The 17,252-nt window shown below is 33.5% G+C and carries 19 protein-coding genes; 10 read left to right on the forward strand and 9 right to left on the reverse strand.

Annotated elements, in window-relative coordinates:
- Nucleotides 1-220 precede the first annotated feature (220 nt).
- A complete protein-coding gene (locus PMI10_RS14525) occupies nucleotides 221-727 on the forward strand; it encodes a GNAT family N-acetyltransferase (protein ID WP_007809286.1) in 507 nt (168 codons plus the stop codon).
- A 119-nt stretch (nucleotides 728-846) separates the two neighbouring features.
- Here the strand turns inward: PMI10_RS14525 and PMI10_RS14530 are convergent, their stop codons facing one another.
- On the reverse strand, nucleotides 847-1,416 hold the full coding sequence (locus PMI10_RS14530; RefSeq protein ID WP_007809287.1) for a Crp/Fnr family transcriptional regulator: 570 nt from the start codon (nucleotides 1,414-1,416) through the stop codon (nucleotides 847-849).
- A gap of 310 nt (nucleotides 1,417-1,726) precedes the next feature.
- Here PMI10_RS14530 and PMI10_RS14535 point away from each other — a divergent pair, with 310 nt between their 5' ends.
- On the forward strand, nucleotides 1,727-2,836 hold the full coding sequence (locus PMI10_RS14535) for a pectate lyase family protein (protein ID WP_007809288.1): 1,110 nt from the start codon (nucleotides 1,727-1,729) through the stop codon (nucleotides 2,834-2,836).
- Between the two features lie 191 nt (nucleotides 2,837-3,027).
- Here PMI10_RS14535 and PMI10_RS14540 read toward each other — a convergent pair whose 3' ends face one another.
- From PMI10_RS14540 to PMI10_RS14555, 4 genes are all read right to left on the reverse strand, one after another.
- Entirely contained in the window at nucleotides 3,028-3,411 is a 384-nt protein-coding gene (locus tag PMI10_RS14540; protein WP_007809289.1) for a DUF3037 domain-containing protein, read from the reverse strand.
- On the reverse strand, nucleotides 3,401-4,183 hold the full coding sequence (locus PMI10_RS14545) for a HipA family kinase (protein WP_007809290.1): 783 nt from the start codon (nucleotides 4,181-4,183) through the stop codon (nucleotides 3,401-3,403). Before PMI10_RS14545 ends, PMI10_RS14540 begins: the two co-directional genes overlap by 11 nt.
- 344 nt (nucleotides 4,184-4,527) lie before the next feature.
- On the reverse strand, nucleotides 4,528-5,571 hold the full coding sequence (locus tag PMI10_RS14550; RefSeq protein ID WP_007809291.1) for an RluA family pseudouridine synthase: 1,044 nt from the start codon (nucleotides 5,569-5,571) through the stop codon (nucleotides 4,528-4,530).
- Complete coding sequence (locus PMI10_RS14555; RefSeq protein WP_007809292.1) at nucleotides 5,561-6,184, reverse strand: PASTA domain-containing protein; 624 nt, start codon at nucleotides 6,182-6,184, stop codon at nucleotides 5,561-5,563. The genes PMI10_RS14550 and PMI10_RS14555 overlap by 11 nt, the downstream gene beginning before the upstream one ends.
- Before the next feature lie 380 nt (nucleotides 6,185-6,564).
- Between PMI10_RS14555 and PMI10_RS14560 the strand changes: the two genes are divergently transcribed.
- The 4 genes from PMI10_RS14560 (at nucleotide 6,565) to PMI10_RS14575 (ending at nucleotide 9,527) form a co-directional block, all read left to right on the forward strand.
- Nucleotides 6,565-7,536, forward strand: coding sequence for a D-alanine--D-alanine ligase (locus tag PMI10_RS14560; RefSeq protein WP_007809293.1), 972 nt, complete (start codon nucleotides 6,565-6,567; stop codon nucleotides 7,534-7,536).
- Nucleotides 7,537-7,681: 145 nt separating this feature from the next.
- Nucleotides 7,682-8,296: a zinc-ribbon domain-containing protein gene (locus tag PMI10_RS14565; protein WP_007809294.1), complete on the forward strand. Its 615-nt coding sequence runs from the start codon at nucleotides 7,682-7,684 to the stop codon at nucleotides 8,294-8,296.
- On the forward strand, nucleotides 8,297-8,755 hold the full coding sequence (coaD, locus tag PMI10_RS14570; protein ID WP_007809295.1) for a pantetheine-phosphate adenylyltransferase: 459 nt from the start codon (nucleotides 8,297-8,299) through the stop codon (nucleotides 8,753-8,755). It abuts the gene before it with no gap.
- A gap of 193 nt (nucleotides 8,756-8,948) precedes the next feature.
- Nucleotides 8,949-9,527 carry a PhnA domain-containing protein gene (locus PMI10_RS14575; protein ID WP_007809296.1) on the forward strand — a complete coding sequence of 193 codons (579 nt, stop codon included), beginning with the start codon at nucleotides 8,949-8,951 and terminating at the stop codon, nucleotides 9,525-9,527.
- A 122-nt stretch (nucleotides 9,528-9,649) separates the two neighbouring features.
- Here the strand turns inward: PMI10_RS14575 and PMI10_RS14580 are convergent, their stop codons facing one another.
- Nucleotides 9,650-10,096, reverse strand: a complete 447-nt coding sequence (locus PMI10_RS14580; protein ID WP_007809297.1) for a hypothetical protein — start codon at nucleotides 10,094-10,096, stop codon at nucleotides 9,650-9,652.
- A gap of 261 nt (nucleotides 10,097-10,357) precedes the next feature.
- Nucleotides 10,358-11,707, reverse strand: a complete 1,350-nt coding sequence (locus tag PMI10_RS14585) for a DEAD/DEAH box helicase (protein WP_007809299.1) — start codon at nucleotides 11,705-11,707, stop codon at nucleotides 10,358-10,360.
- Between the two features lie 230 nt (nucleotides 11,708-11,937).
- Here PMI10_RS14585 and PMI10_RS14590 point away from each other — a divergent pair, with 230 nt between their 5' ends.
- On the forward strand, nucleotides 11,938-13,665 hold the full coding sequence (locus PMI10_RS14590; RefSeq protein ID WP_007809301.1) for a M14 family metallopeptidase: 1,728 nt from the start codon (nucleotides 11,938-11,940) through the stop codon (nucleotides 13,663-13,665).
- A 90-nt stretch (nucleotides 13,666-13,755) separates the two neighbouring features.
- The gene (locus tag PMI10_RS14595; RefSeq protein WP_007809303.1) at nucleotides 13,756-14,358 is read left to right on the forward strand and encodes a hypothetical protein; all 603 of its coding nucleotides are present in this window, start codon (nucleotides 13,756-13,758) and stop codon (nucleotides 14,356-14,358) included.
- Between the two features lie 205 nt (nucleotides 14,359-14,563).
- Here PMI10_RS14595 and PMI10_RS14600 read toward each other — a convergent pair whose 3' ends face one another.
- Entirely contained in the window at nucleotides 14,564-15,175 is a 612-nt protein-coding gene (locus tag PMI10_RS14600; RefSeq protein WP_007809305.1) for an NUDIX hydrolase, read from the reverse strand.
- Nucleotides 15,176-15,182: 7 nt separating this feature from the next.
- Here PMI10_RS14600 and pyrE point away from each other — a divergent pair, with 7 nt between their 5' ends.
- On the forward strand, nucleotides 15,183-15,827 hold the full coding sequence (pyrE, locus tag PMI10_RS14605) for an orotate phosphoribosyltransferase (protein ID WP_007809308.1): 645 nt from the start codon (nucleotides 15,183-15,185) through the stop codon (nucleotides 15,825-15,827).
- A 62-nt stretch (nucleotides 15,828-15,889) separates the two neighbouring features.
- Entirely contained in the window at nucleotides 15,890-16,282 is a 393-nt protein-coding gene (locus PMI10_RS14610) for a hypothetical protein (protein ID WP_007809310.1), read from the forward strand.
- Nucleotides 16,283-16,512: 230 nt separating this feature from the next.
- Here PMI10_RS14610 and PMI10_RS14615 read toward each other — a convergent pair whose 3' ends face one another.
- Nucleotides 16,513-17,241 carry a biotin--[acetyl-CoA-carboxylase] ligase gene (locus PMI10_RS14615; protein WP_007809311.1) on the reverse strand — a complete coding sequence of 243 codons (729 nt, stop codon included), beginning with the start codon at nucleotides 17,239-17,241 and terminating at the stop codon, nucleotides 16,513-16,515.
- Nucleotides 17,242-17,252: the final 11 nt, after the last annotated feature.

Genomic DNA, 17,252 nt, shown 5'->3' on the forward strand with positions numbered 1-17,252 from the left:
CTGAAAGTATAAAGATGTTTTACTTAAATTTATGTCTTTGTTTTTATATCAAATAAGAGCTTCAATCAATTACATCCAACGGGTTAAAATTTTATACAAATACTATAATTGATATTGTATAAATTACCCTGAAGCAAAAGTCAAAAAATAGCAGATAAATAACTATTGCCTGTATATTTGTTATTTTTATCTTTGAAAACTATTAGCACAATAAATACCCATGATTACAAAAGCAACATCGGCAGATATTCCTGCATTAAACATATTAATCAATTCGGCATACAGGGGAGAATCATCTAAAAAAGGCTGGACAACAGAAGCTGATCTTTTAGAAGGAAAAAGAACTACTGAAGAAGAATTGATTCAAACAATTGAGGATCCTAAAAATACAATTCTGAAGTTTACTGAAAATGATAAAATCATTGGTTCAGTTTTGTTAGTAGAGAAAGAACAGCAATTGTATTTAGGAATGCTAACCGTTTCACCAGAATTGCAAAACAGCGGAATTGGTAAAAAAATGTTGGCGGAAGCTGAAAATCATGCTAAAACATTAGGTTTATCTTCGATTATTATGACGGTAATTTCAGTACGTGAAGAGCTTATTGCGTGGTACAAACGTCACGGTTATGTTGATACAGGCAAAAGAGAAGCCTTTCCTGAAAGCCATATTCATGTTACGGTATCAGAAGAACCATTAGAATTTATATTTTTGGAGAAAAAAATATAAAGCTATTTTTAGTTCAAACGTAAACTTCAATCCAGTCGCTAAGTTCCACGTAAAGACACAGAGATACAAAGAAAATCTCTGTACCTCTGAACCTTTGTTTCTTTGAACCTCTAAAAAAACTACATACTATTCTTAATCTTAGACAAAAACTCATGTGAAACTCCAAGATAGGAGGATAAATTCCTGTTGGTAACAACTTTCATTTTATGTGGATATCGTTCTGCAAACTCCTGATATCTTTGTTTGGAAGTTTTGTCTAAAACATCTAAAAGCCTTTGCTGAATAGCAATATTGGCTTTTTCGACCATTATGATGTGAAACTGAATTACTTTTGGAACGTGCTCAAATAACCACATTTTATTTGCTTTACTAATAACTATTATTTCGCTGTCTTCCATAGCTCTAACGTTGTAAGTAGTAGGTTTTTGATAATAAAAATTTTCAAGATCACACATCCATTCGTTCTCAAATGAAAAAAAAATAATTACTTCTCTTCCGTTATCGTTCAGGATGTAAGTTTTAAAAGAACCTTTTAGAATAAATACTTCATAAGAACATTTTGAATCCTGCATTTGTAAAAATTCGTTTTTCTTTAATTTGATAATCTCTAGTTTCTCTGCAATGCAATTCCATTCGTCATTTGTTAGGTTAATTTTACGTTCAATGTTTAATCTGAGGGGGCTGTACATGTGTTTTTACTTTTATTCTTACTCGGGGCGTAAGTATTTGAATTAATTAAAAATGATGTAATCGATTGCGCAAAAGTACTTTTTTTTTGAACTTTTCATCCTGCTTAACAATTATTTAAACAACAGTTTTTTGTAGATATCTTTTTTAGAATATTGAACTTGTTCAACATTTTTACAAGTAATTTTTATAGTAATTATCCAAAATATTTTTTGGAAATATTTTTCTGAAAATGTTGAACTTATTCAACATTTTTAGAAGTAATTAATTACAGTTTTGCACTCAGAAATTATAAACCCCTAAATTTAAATTATGAAAATTAAATCAACAATTTCAGTGTTCCTACTAACACTGGTATTCGGTTTTACGGCATGTAATACTGAAGAAACTGCAACAAACGAAAGCAGTACTTTATCAACTGTAAATTCTGCAGAAAATGACCTTACAACAGGCAAAGAAGGAAATTGCGCTGAAGTTCCGGGATGGGCATCCCAAAACGGTGGAACAACCGGTGGAGGAACTGCTGCAGAGACTGTGGTAGCCACTTATGCTGAATTAAAGGCAGCTATTGAGAACACTGCTGTAAAAGTGATAAAAGTTACCGGTACTATCACTATTTCTGCAAGATTATCATTTCAAAACCAAACCGGAAAAACAATTTATGGTGAGAGTGGTGCTAAAATTGTTTCAACAGACCAGACTAAAGATGGGTCAGGTATCATCTATTTTAAAGGATTAAAAAACATTATTATCCGAAACTTAATTTTTGAAGGCCCTGGAGCTTATGATACAGATGGCTGGGATAATGCAACTTTGGACAACTGTCAGAATGTATGGGTAGACCACTGTGAATTCAGAGATGGTGTTGATGGAAATTTTGACATCAAAAACAAATCTGATTATATAAGTGTTTCCTATACTAAATTTACTTATCTGAAAGCTCCAAAAGCTGGTGGCTCAGGAGGTACGGATGATCACAGATTTTCTGATTTAATTGGTTCAAGCGACAGTGCTACCGGAGATCGCGGAACATTAAGAATCACATTTGCACGTTGCTGGTGGGCAAGCGGATGTAGAGAAAGAATGCCAAGAGTTAGATTTGGAAAAGTACATATCGTTAACTGTTACTACAACAGTACCGTGAGTAATAAATGTATTGCTGCAGGTTTTGAAGCTGACATTTTGGTAGAAAAAAATTCATTCGAAAATGTTAATACCCCAATTGATTTAATGACAGGTCTTACTGCTGTAACGGTTAAAGATGATAATCTTTTTGTTGGTACTACAGGAAACAAACTTGGTAAAAACACAGCATTTACACCTCCATACACTATTGTAACGCTTAATAGTGCTGATGTAAAAGCCAATATTTCAGCAGCTGCAGGTGCAACATTTGCAGGTAATACTTGCGGTTCGTTTTAATTAAAAAAGGAGCTTCTTTTCTATAATTCAAATCACTTATTTGAAATTATGGAAAGATAATACAGAATTTGAATTAGTTTATTTAGTTAACCACGGATTACAACAATTTAAAGATTGTGTAATTCGTGGTTTTTTATTTAAAATCAAAGATTGATTCTTGGTTTATGAGTATCTTCTTTTATGCGTAAAAACTACAAAACCAATTCTGTAAACAAACGCTGAATAGTGTTTTCTAAATCCTTACAAAGTCCCGGATGCGGCCTTGAAGTTTGAATCGCCGAACTGCGTATCGCCGTTAACCATCGAAATCGGGACGGAATATCCATTTCGGCAATTGGTCCGCCATCTTTATCTCCCGTTACAATTTTCTTAAGTGCTGTTATATTACAATGCAATTGCTCAATATCAAAATCATTTGAAAGAGCTTCAATTTTGGCATCGTCAATGTGAGACAATACTTTTATAAATTTGGCTTTTTTGCAAAACAAAATGATTCCCACATTCAGAAATTCCTCGCGTTCTACCCTTGGTACTACACGAATTACGGCATACTCGTATAAGTGATTATCTTGCATTTTGAGCCTGGTTTACAAAAATTTCAGAATGATTTAATCTGGTTTGCAAAAATTGCAGATACACGTTTCTTAAAGTTTCAGGAGATTCATCCGTATCTTCCCATTGCAGCCATTCCAACGGAATCGTATTTACAATTTCTTCAAGTATTTCCATCGTTAAAAATGTTTTAAACTCGGCATCAACTTCTTTCAACAATGAAGCTTGTGGCAGTAAAACATGATCTTTTATCAACGCAAACGGGCTTTTGGCATGCTGTTCCCAGTTGTTCCAGGAATGATGAAAATACAAGCATGCACCATGATCGATCAGCCATAATTCTTTATGCCAGATCAGCATATTGGTATTTTTAAACGTACGGTCAACATTGGTAATATAAGCATCCAGCCAAACAATTTGTGATGCCTGCTTAGCATCGACAGTCGTTACAACCGGATCAAAAGTTATAGCTCCGGACAAAAAATGAAGTGCCATGTTTAATCCCTGACTTCCCTGCAATAGATCCTGAATTTCTTCGTCCCCTTCGGTTCTTCCAAAAGCTTCATCAAGATTCGCAAAAACCAATTCGGGAAGCTGTAGTTTTAAAGCTTTGGCAATTTGACCACCAATTAACTCCGCAATTAAAGCTTTTACACCATGACCGGCACCTTTAAATTTCAGGACATATTTAAAATCGTCATCGGCTTCCGCCAAAGCAGGTAAAGAACCTCCCTCACGCAGAGGCGTTATGTAACGTGTAACATTTACAGTTCTCAGATCGAAATTGTTTTTCATGTATGTAAAATATATTTCACAAGCAATATTTGCTCGAATACAAACTTACTAATTTAACTCGTCGGGTCTAATGCTTTTAACACATAGATACATAGATTTGTAAACTCAAAAACAGGCGTTTCACTTATTTAAAAACACAAAGCCATGTATCTGAAAAATGTTTTTTTTTATTTTTTTACATAAAAATACCCCTAAATAGTATCTAACTTTTCAGGGGTATTTCAAAATATGTCTTTTCTATATTCTTTACTCTTTATTCTATTCTCTTTATTCTATTCTCTTTATTCTATTCTCTTTATTCTATTCTCTTTATTCTATTCTCTTTATTCTATTCTCTAAAACTATCATTCCTCTTCATCCTCAACATGATGTGATTTCGAATAATTACGCCATTTTTCAAGGCAATCCTGAAAATCCTGAGGAAGTTCAGTGTCAAAACGCATCATTTCTTTCGTATTCGGATGCACAAAGCCAAGCGTTTTAGCATGCAGCGCCTGACGTGGCAAAGCTTTAAAACAATTCTCGATAAACTGCTTATATTTTGTAAACGTAGTTCCTTTCAAAATTAAGTGACCTCCGTAACGTTCATCATTAAACAACGGATGTCCAATATGCTTCATGTGCGCACGAATCTGGTGTGTTCTTCCTGTTTCTAATCTGCAGGAAATCAAAGTCACATAGCCAAAACGTTCCAAAACCTTATAATGTGTAATCGCGGGCTTCCCTATTTCAGGATCTGCAAAAACGGCCATTTGCATGCGGTCTTTTAAGTGTCTGGCAAGGTTTCCCTCAATTGTTCCTTCTTCTTCGGCAACATTTCCCCAAACAAGGGCAATATATTCACGCTCAGAAGTTTTCGCTTCAAATTGTTTCGCCAAATGCGTCATCGCAGCTTCGGTTTTGGCAACCACCAAAAGTCCAGAGGTATCTTTATCAATTCTATGAACCAGTCCCGGACGTTCACTGCTGTTCATTGGCAGATTATCAAAATGATGTGCCAAAGCATTTACCAGAGTTCCGGTATAATTTCCGTGACCAGGGTGTACAACCATTCCCGGTTCTTTATTAATCAGCAGCAAAGCATCATCCTCATAAACAATATTCAGCGGAAGGTCTTCCGGCAGAATATGATTTTCAAACGGCGGATGCGATAACATCACCGTAATAATATCAAAAGGTTTTACTTTATAATTTGATTTTACCGGAATATCATTCACAAAAATATTCCCTTCGCTTGCCGCATTCTGAATTTTATTCCGGGTTGCATTCGGAATCATATTCATCAAATATTTGTCAATTCGCAACAGCGCCTGACCTTTAGGTACATCAAATCTGAAATGTTCGAATAATTCGTCTTCCAGATCTAAATTTTCATTATTATTGTTCATCTTGCGGGGTTTCAGTAGTTGGCGCAGCTAAACTGTCTGTCGCCTGACTGTCATCTACATATGTTGCTTTTCCATCGCCTAAAACCAAATCAATTTTAGAAGCTTTCAACACACGGTCACCTACTTTTAAGTTTCTGCCTTTATAACGCATCTCCAAAACCATATCTTTTCCTAAGTTCGGGATATATGTAATCGTCCCTTCCTCAAGTCCTAAAGCCTTTAAAGTTGGAACAGCTTCACGATACGTTTTCTCGATTAAGTCCGGAATTTTAACAGATGAAAATCCGGAAGCATTAATTTTAATATATATTTTTCTGCCTACTTTCACTTTCGTTCCCGGCAATGGGTCCTGCTCAACAACACTGTATTTTGGAAATTCACTTCGGTAATCAACACTATCCAAAAGTACATAATCCAGGTCTAATTCGTCCAGCTTCTCTTCTACCTGCTCTTCAGTCAGTTTAGATAAATTCGGAACCTCAATTTCATGTCCGTGATCAGTTGTAAAAGTCAGCCAATGCATAAACAAATAACCCAAAACTGCAATAATAGCAGCTGCACCTAAAACTTGCAAAAAAAATACACGGCTTGTTAAATACTTACGTAAACTCATAAATTTATTTTTAGTTGTGGCAAAGATAAAGCTATTTCGTTTCAAAAAAAATGATAATTTTGTTTAAAACAAGAAAGCTTTCAATACCTTGGTATCAGAAGGAGCTTTTTCCTGCTGTCCGGCTATATCTTTTGCGGCGAACCCCGCCACAAAAGGATGTCGCTCCCATCAGGGCTAGGGCTGTAGGTTTCATAAGTACGTTTCTTCATTATTGTTCATAATCGTGTCAGACTGAGCGGAGTCGAAGTCACATATGCTGAATCACTTTGCAGGACTTCAACTCCGCTCAGTCTGACAAGCAAAACGATAAAACAAATTAGTGAAAATTAGTCGTGGCAAAAAAAAACAATTAAACGATTAAACATAATAAACATTAAAAAATGAAAAACATAGCCATCATCATGGGCGGATATTCAAGCGAATATAAAATCTCTCTAATCAGCGGAAACGTAGTACACCAATACCTCGACAAAACAAAATACGTAGGTTTCCGTATTCACATTTTTAAAGAAAAATGGGTATATGTAGACGAAAACGATGCTGAATTTCCAATTGATAAAAATGATTTTTCCGTAACAGTAAACGGGCAAAAAATTACTTTCGACTGTGTTTTTAATGCCATACACGGAACACCGGGAGAAGACGGATTAATGCAGGCTTATTTTGAATTGTTAGGTATTCCGCAATCATCCTGCGATTACTATCAATCGGCACTTACATTCAATAAACGTGATTTGCTTTCAGTCTTAAAACCATACGGAATCAAAACTGCAATTTCTTATTACCTAAATAAAGGCGACGTTATCAATACAGACGAAATCGTAAAAAAAGTAGGTTTGCCATGTTTCGTAAAACCAAACAAAGCAGGTTCAAGCTTCGGGATTTCAAAAGTAAAAACCGCTTCCGAATTACCAATTGCAATTGAAGTAGCCTACAAAGAAGATAACGAAATCATCATCGAAAGTTTCCTTGACGGAACAGAAGTTTCTGTTGGAGTAATCAATTATAAAGGCGAAATTAAAGTTCTGCCAATCACCGAAATTGTTTCCGATAATGATTTCTTTGATTATGAAGCCAAATACGAAGGAAAATCACAAGAAATAACCCCGGCAAGAATCTCAGATGAATTAACTCAAAAAGTGGCTGAAACGGCTAAACGTGCATACGAAGTATTAAAAATGAAAGGTTTCTCCAGAAGCGAATTCATCATTGTAGACAACGAACCATATATGCTCGAAATGAATACAATACCAGGCCTGACAACCGAAAGTTTGATTCCTCAGCAAGCTAAAGCAGCAGGAATTTCTCTCGAAGATTTATTCACAAATGCTATCGAGCTGGCCCTTTCATAATAAGCTACTAAGGTTCTGAGACTCTAAGATCTCAGAACCTTCTTTTTTTAATGATAAACAAACCACAATTACACCTGGACACGAGATATTATTAAACATGTGATTTTTATTTACTAATGCCATTGGCGCAAAACAATTAAATTAAATGATATTTTACGGAGCAAAATCAACTGCAATTAAAAATGGAGTAATCAGAAACGTTGCTTGTCCATATTGTCAAACAAATACAGTAATGAATTATACTGTATTTGGAAGATACGCACATATTTACTGGATTCCGTTTTTTCCGATTGGAAAACAACAAATATTAGAATGTAATCATTGTAAATCGACTTATGAATTAAAAAATTTGCCCGAAGTTATTAAACAAAAATTCCATAAAGAGCAAGAACAAAATCCTGCAAAAACACCAATAACGCATTTTACTTTTTCAATTATAATTGGATTAGGTATCGCATTTGCCTTTTTTTCCAGCTTAAAAAGCGATTCTGACAGTAAAGAATTTTCAGAAAACCCGAAAGTTGGAGATGTCTTTTTCGAAACAACGAGTACTGGAAAATACTCAACTTCGAGGGTTACAAAAGTAACAAAAGACAGTGTTTTTGTTTTAGTAAATAATATGGAAATTGAGCAAAAGTCAAGTGTTGATAAAATAAATATTGACAGCAATTTTACAACCGTTAAAGATAGCTATAGCCGAAAACAAATCATAGATTTCTATAAAGATGGAAAAACAATTTATGAAATTCAACGAAAATAAATGAAAAAAGCCATATTTCCCGGATCATTTGACCCAATCACATTAGGTCATGAAGACATTATAAAAAGAGGAATTTCACTATTTGATGAGATCGTAATCGCCATTGGTATCAATGCTGAAAAAAAATACATGTTTTCACTCGAAGAAAGAAAACGATTCATTGAGGAAACCTTTAAAAATGAACCAAAAGTAACGGTTATAACCTATGAAGGTTTAACAATTGATTTGTGCCACAAACTAAAAGCCAATTTTATTTTAAGAGGTTTGCGTAATCCTGCCGATTTCGAGTTCGAAAAAGCTATTGCACATACTAACAGGCGCTTGTCTAAAATTGAAACCGTATTTTTATTAACTGCAGCAAGAACCTCTTATATAAGTTCAAGTATTGTTCGTGATGTATTGCGAAATGGCGGGGAATATGAAATGCTGGTTCCGGATGCTGTGCGGGTTCATAAGTAATCATGTATGAAGTCATTGCGAGGAACGAAGCAAACACACTAATAAAATCACAATCTGCATAATTATGGAGCACGTCAATCGATATGAGATTGCTTCGTTCCCCGCAAAGACAAAACAAAAAAAGAAACCAAATATAAATTTGTAACCCTCCCGAATTAAAAGTAATTTCGACCCCTCAAATAAACACCAAACAATGAGCATAGAAAGAGAATTAAACAAACGCAGCGGATCGAAATGTGAACTTTGTGGCGCAACCGAAAACCTAAAGGTATATACCGTTTTACCAACACAAAAAGGCGGAATAGACGAAAGTGTATTGACTTGCAATACCTGTAATGACCAAATAGAAAATCCGGATAATGTAGATTTAAATCACTGGAGATGCTTAAACGACAGTATGTGGAACGAAAATGTTGCTGTACAGGTTGTAGCATGGAGAATGTTAAACCGTATGCGTGCTGCAGGCTGGCCACAGGAATTATTGGATATGATGTATCTCGACGAAGATACACTTGCATGGGCCCAGGCAACAGGCGAAGGAGAAGATGACGAAAATAAAATCATTCACCGCGACAGTAATGGAGTAATTTTAGAACACGGGGATTCTGTTGTTTTAATCAAAGATTTAAAAGTAAAAGGATCAAGTATGGTTGCCAAACAGGGAACTGCAGTACGTAACATCCGTTTAGATCACGAAAATGCTGAATACATTGAAGGAAAAGTAGATGGACAGCAAATTGTAATTATCACTCAATATGTGAAGAAAATATAAATTCTCAGTTACCAGTCACAGTTTTCAGTAAGTAATAAAACAGTCATGAAAACCGTAAACTAAAAAAGGCTATTCAAATTGAATAGCCTTTTTTGTATTTCTTATTTTTATTTTGAAATAAATTATTTTTGGAATAATTTATTGATTTGTTCTTTTACCAATGGTTCAGAAACGCTGTTTGTAGCAGAATCTCTGTCTTTGCTTGAAACCATAAATTGAACAGTAGCTTTATCCGGAACTACATTTCCTGTATAATGCAACCAGATATAATTATTAGGCAATTCTAATTTAATATCGTATAAAGGAGTTGCAGTAAAACCACCTACAATAATATTATAAAGATTAGTATAATCATTATCAAGGTTTTTGAAAGAGAACTTTCTTAAATTTGAAGTATCGTCATCATTCAAAATACTAGTATAATAAACAGTATATTCATCTCCAATTTTTTGAATATAATTGTTATTTACTTTTCCTAACTTTTCTACAGGCACAGTTTCTAAAACTTTAATTTGTGCAAAAGAGGCAAAACTACAGAACAAAATGGCAAGGGTAATAATCTTTTTCATAATGATTTTGGGGTTAATTTTTTAACTAATACAATATTCGCCGAAATTAATAAAAATTACCACTAAAATCATTATTTTATAAATATTAAATTGAGTTTTTTGTTCACTACCATTTCATTACAAAAATAAAAAACACATAACTTTTTAATAATCAATAAATTAAACACTTACATTACACAAAAAAAAAATTAAATATAAGACCCAAAAAAATTTATTTAAAGCACTAAAAAATCCAAAACTTACAATCAAAAAATAAGAAAATTACTTCTCCTCTTCTTTCTTAATTACCCTTCTGGCGACCTCAATTTTAAATTTTTTCCCCTTCATTTTCTCATCTTTCACATTTTTAAGCAAATCTTTCACTTTATTGTATTTTACAGCAGCAAACGAAATAAAATCTTTTACCTCAATCAAACCTAAATCTCCTTTTTCGAGTTTTCCTTTTTGAGAAAAGAATCCAACAATATCAATTTTATTCAGTTTTGTTTTCTTTCCGCCACTAATATAAATAGTTTGAAATTCCGGTGGTTTTGGTAAAGTAGTTGTATTTTCTACATTCAGGACATCCATCCCGTAATCGATATAATCAAGTTTTTTTTCACTTTCGTGGATGATGATGTACGCTGTTCCTGAAGCCTGCATACGTGCGGTACGACCATTTCTATGGGTAAATTCATCTTCTTTTAGAGGAAGATGATAATGAATTACATGTTTCATTTCCGGGATATCCAATCCACGGGCAGCCAAATCCGTTGTAACTAAATACCCCACACTTCCATTTCTAAACTGAATCAAAGCACGTTCACGCTCGTCCTGATCCATTCCGCCATGATAATACACAGAGTAAATCCCTTTTTCGTTTAACGTATCACTAATACGTTCAGCTGCGTCACGATGATTACAGAAAATAATAGCCGATTCCGATTTCAGGGAACAAATTAAATTGAATAAACTCTCTAATTTATCTTTTGAAGGAGAAACAACCATTTTCATCGAAAGATTTGCTTTTTCTTCTTCCTCAGGAATAAAATCTAAAATGGTCGGATTAACAACACGCGTATATCTTGGAATCTCAACATCTGAAGTTGCCGAAACCAGAACTCGTTTGTTCAGTTTCGATAATTTTCCGATAATAAATGACATTTGTTCATGAAAACCCAATTGAAGCGATTTATCAAATTCATCAAGAATTAAAGTCTGAATTTTATCTAAACGAAAAGTTCCTCTGTCAATATGATCAGCAATTCTTCCCGGAGTTCCGATTAAAACGGCCGGAGGATTGCTTAAGTTTTTAATTTCTGTATCAATAGAGTGGCCGCCGTAGCAAATATTTACTTTATAATCGGTACCCATTTTTTTCCAAACCTGTTCAATTTGTAATCCCAATTCACGGGAAGGAACCAAAATCAGACATTGAACCGAAAGAATTTCCGGCTGCAGTAATTCTAAAACCGGCAATAAAAAAGCTAATGTTTTTCCCGAACCAGTCGGAGAAAGCAGTAAAACATTATTATCATTAAGAATTGCGTCCTGCGCAACTTCCTGCATTTCATTTAGGCTTTCAATACCTAAATTTAAAAGTATATTATTGGAATGGTGTTTCTTATTCATTTTGCAAAAGTAAGTAAATTAGATTTGAGATTGTTAGATTTTTAGATTATCAGCAAATTGTAAAATTAATTTGACTTTCTAATAATTGCCACAAGTTTGAGGTTTTGCAGGCTTTACGGTAAAAATCTACATCACTTTAATCGTATTTCGAAACTGAAACCTGAAACTTGAAATCTTTTTAAAACAAACTGAAATTATCTATATTTGAATCACGTTTTAAAAACCAAAACATGAAACTTTTTCTTCTGCCACTCCTGCTCTTTTCATTTGCCCTTTTTGCTCAGAACGCTACAAAATATGATACTTTTTTTGAAAAAGGAAACGGAAATCAATCGGCTTCTTATCAGGAAACTATTGCGTATTACAAACTTTTAGCCAATGATTTTTCGACGATTCAAATCAAGGAAATGGGTTTAACGGATTCCGGTGAACCTTTGCATATGGTGGTTTACAATCCTGAAAAGGAATTTGATTTTGAGAAAATCCAAAAAAACAAAGCGGTACTTTTTATCAATAACGGAATTCATGCCGGCGAGCCCGACGGAATTGATGCGACCATGCAATTCTATAGAGATTTAGCAATTGGAAAAATGAAACCGCCCAAAAATACGGTTTTGGTATGTATTCCGGTTTATAATATTGACGGGGCTTTAAACCGAAATTCTACCACAAGGGCAAACCAGAATGGTCCTGAAATTTATGGCTTTAGGGGAAATGCAAGAAATTACGATTTAAATCGCGATCTGATGAAATCGGATACCCGAAATACGAAAAGTTTTGTTGAAATTTTTCAGAAAATAAACGCTGATGTTTTTATAGATAATCACGTCAGCAACGGTTCTGATTATCAATATAAACTGACCTACATTATGACACAGCACAACAAATTAGGAGCTATTCTGGGTGATTTTATGAATACCGAAATGATGCCTGCTTTAGTAAAAGATCTACAGAAAAAGAAAATTGAAACAACACCTTATGTAGATTCTTTTAAGGACACTCCGGATAAAGGTTTTGGGCAGTTTGTTGACAGTCCAAGATATACTACTGGTTATACTTCTTTGTTCAATACAATTGGTTTTGTAGTCGAAACTCATATGCTGAAAAAATATGCTGATCGCGTAAAAGTGACTTACGAATACATGAAATCAACAATGGATTTTACGGATGCCTATTACCAAAAAATCAAAGAACTTAGACTAAAAAATCTGGAACAATATCAGCCCAAAAAATCATATACTTTGCAATGGGAACTGGACAGTACAAAAGCCACCACTTTTTCATTTTCAGGATATGAAGCGGGATACAAACAAAGTGAAGCCACAACAGGAAACCGCTTGTATTACGATCGAAGTAAACCGTATAAAAAAGACGTTCCTTATATCAAAGAATTCAAATCACAAAAAGACGTTGTTATTCCATTTGCTTATATCATTCCGCATGGTTATTGGAATATTATTGATCTTTTGAAGAATAATAACATTTCGTTTACCCAACTTAAAAACGATACGATTATAGAAGTGGAAAGTTATAAAATTGCCAATTTCAAAACTGTTCCGAATGCCTACGAAGGACATTATTTACACCAAAATACAACCGTAACTTCTAAAATTGTAAAAATGGCTTTTGCCAAAGGCGATTATCTGGTTCCAACGAGTCAGAAAGGCGTGAAATATTTACTGGAAGCTTTTGAACCTGAAGGAGTAGATTCCTTTTTTAACTGGAATTTTTTCGATACCATTTTACAGCAAAAAGAACATTATTCTGATTATGTTTTTGAAGATACTGCAGCAAAACTTTTAAAAGAAAATCCAGCATTAAAAGCAGAATTAGAAACCAAAAAACAAAATGACGTCGAGTTTGCTAAAAACCCGAAAGCGCAATTAGACTGGATATACAAACATTCTGTTTATTATGAAAAAGCACATTTGCAGTATCCTGTTTATCGATTGCTTTAATTTTAACTGCAAAATTGGACAATTATATTAAACATTTGAAAAGTTTAAACGATTAATTTAAAACTAAATCATAAAAATTACCGCTCAATTATGAACAAACTTTTATTGACTTTTTTGATTTTGCTTTTTGCAAATTTATTATCCGGACAAAAATTAATTTCAGGCGAATATGATTCTGGAATGAGACTTTCGTATGATACATCTTCTAATATCCTTACTGGTTATTTTGAAAGTTATACCGGTTTGGATGAAGAAACACAAAACCCTAAGTTTTCTTGTATTTTTTATATCGAAGGTAAAGTAACAGGAAAGAAATTCTCGATTAAAACATATTACCCGGAAGACAAGAAAGATGATATGATTTCAGGTACAATTGAAATAATAGATAATAAAACAATAAAAATAAGTCTTCCTGAAGAGCATGGAGGTTGCTGGAACGTACAACATTTTGCCGATAAACCCGAAGAATTTGGTTTAGAGAAAAAAACAACCTGGACGCAAATTAGATATATAGACAATCCCAAATCTTATTTTTATAAAGATCAGTCAAATACCAATCGAACAAAAATATATTTACTCAAAGGTGATATTATTTGTGTTGATAAAATCGCAAATGGAAAAGCTTTTTGTACCTACTTTGGAAAAAAAATAACGAAAGGCTGGATAAATATAAGCGATCTGAATAAAGTATAATCGTGAAATAAATTTTAATTTCAAATATAAATTCAGCTATTAGATAAATAATTAAAAAAATGACTAAAAGATTCTAAGCCTCTGATAGCGCATTCTATGATAAAAAAACAAGTGAAAATTTAAAAATCAATTTTGAGGCATTTAATTTTGCCGCTTTTATTGATATTGCAATTGATTTTTGACCTTGATATTGAAAATTATAATTTTATTCTTCTATAATAATTTTATTTTCCTCTTCGAATAATAACTTGATGTTTTCGTAGGAGTTTTTTAGAGCTTCTTTGATTTGTTCCGGGTTTAACCAGGCAACTTTTTCAATACCTTCTTCTATTTGGCCTTGTGGTATTCCTTCAAAATCAGAATGCATTTCGAACCAATGCGTTATTTTGAGTTTATATTTTCCGTTACGTTTAAAAACGTGATATGTTTTTTGGAGTTTATCAATAATGCTAAGTTTTCCAACTCCTGTCTCCTCTTCTACTTCGCGCATGGCAGTGTTCTCAATCTCTTCGCCTTTCTCAATTCCGCCTTTAGGCAAATCCCATTTTCCGTTTCTGAAAATAAATAAAACTTCTCCTTTTTTATTATAAACCAGACCTCCGCCTGCTTTATTTACCGGAATTTTAGCTTTTAAAGTCTTCATAATCTCCTTTTCATCAGGATGATACAAATAAGCTTTCTGAATTTTATTTTGAAACATTTTGACAATAAGATGCTCAATATCAATACTCTCTAGGAGAAATAATTGAAAATCGGTCTCTCTTGAGATTTCATTTGTCAAAAAAAGTGGTTTGTCGTTCACAAAAACTTTATACATTTGTACTATGATTTTTAATAAAGATACAGCCGAAAAAACAGCCGAATTGCTTTTGCAAATAAATGCAATTAAATTGAATCCAGAAAATCCTTTTACATGGGCTTCTGGATGGAAATCACCTATTTACTGCGATAATAGGTTAATTCTTTCATTTCCGGTCATCCGAAACTACGTTCGTGATGAGTTTGCGAAGAATATAGAAAAACAATTTGGAAAACCAGATGTTATTGCCGGAGTTGCTACCGGAGCTATAGGAATTGGTATTTTAGTGGCCGAAAGCCTTGGACTGCCTTTTGTATATGTACGCCCGGAAGCAAAAAAACACGGCAGACAAAACCAGGTAGAAGGCTTTTTGCAAAAAGGTCAAAACGTGGTTGTTGTTGAAGATTTAATCAGTACCGGAAACAGCAGTTTGTTGGCTGTTGAAGCCTTACGCAACGAAGGTGCTAATATTAAAGGAATGGCGGCGATTTTTACTTATGGTTTTAATGTTGCCGAAGAGAACTTCAAAAATGCACATATCGATTTGTATACATTAAGCAATTATGATAATTTATTGGATTTAGCAGTTCAAAAACAATATATTACTGAAGATCAGCAATCTGCTTTACAAGAATGGAGTATGAGTCCATCGACTTGGGGACAAGAATAATTTTAGGATTTTGATTGCTGATTTTAGATTAATAATTTGAATTAAATAAAAATAAAAAATATATGAACTTAGAAAGTCCAAAAGTTACTGTTCAGAAATCAGCGCAGGAATTATTCGATTTATTGACTGATGTTAAGAATTTTGAGAAACTAATGCCGGATAACATTGCTAAATTTGAAGTAATTGGCGAAGATGCTTTTATTTTTGGATTGAAAGGAATGCCGGAAATAAAACTGAAAATGAAAGAAAAAACAGCTCCAAACAAAATTGTTTTGGGTGCTGCGAGTGATAAACTTCCGTTTACATTGGTTTCTAACATTGATAGTATTTCTGATTCTGAAAGTGCTGTACAATTACTATTTGAAGGAGAATTTAACGCTATGATGGCAATGATGATCAAAGGGCCAATTAGTAAGTTTATCGAAACTTTGGCTACTAATATGACCAAATTATAATTATCAATTGTTAATTATTTGATTTATACATAAAAATTTAAAGTCCGATTTTACGATCGGACTTTTTTTTTACCACAGATTCAACGAGATTTAATGATTTTTTTTGTTCACGCAGATTCTGCAGATTGAGCTGATTTATAGATTGAGCTGATTTATTTCTTTTATTCAAAGTTTTTTCAACAAAAGACAAAACCTCAGAACCTTGCCGCTTTGAGCTTTTATACCTTCCTCTAATAAAGCATCTGAATTTCCTTGATATCAAATTCTGAAACGGAATCATCTTCGAGCAAAATTTGTATTTTCCCAACAGAAGAAACACCCTGAATGATTCCCATAAAGTTTTTGTTTTCGAGATTTTTAAAAGGCATTGGAACTCCTTTTCGGAACAAAGAGTTAAAATATTCATTCCAAAAATCAGCAGAATTTGTCTTCCATAATTCGATTTTTTGTTTCATTTTTTCAATAATTAAAAATGGCAGGGAATCTTTATCAAATTCAGTTTTGCAAATTACCGCTAAGGATGAGGCATTCGGTAATCCGTCGAAATTAGTCTGGTTTACATTCAGTCCTAATCCAACTACTGACACGATCCTGCCATCACTTTTGATGATATTTTCGATTAGTATGCCACCAATTTTTTTATTGTATGCCATAATGTCGTTTGGCCATTTTATACTTAAATCAGGAATATCAAATGATTTTAATGTCTCAATTACAGCTAATGACACTATAATACTCAAATTAAAAAGCTCTTCATTATCGTAGAGAAAATCCTTAACCAAAACACTCATAATTAAGTTTTTACCCGATTCAGACTGCCATTTAGACCCCATTTGACCTTTGCCTTTTGTCTGATTCTCAGCCGTTACCACTGTAAAATTATCCAGCTCATCCTGACCCGATAATGCTTTAAGAAAATCGTTTGTAGAATCTATGGCATCGAGTTTGATTAGTTTCATTAAAATAATTT

This window comes from Flavobacterium sp. CF136, assembly GCF_000282055.1.
GTDB lineage: Bacteria > Bacteroidota > Bacteroidia > Flavobacteriales > Flavobacteriaceae > Flavobacterium.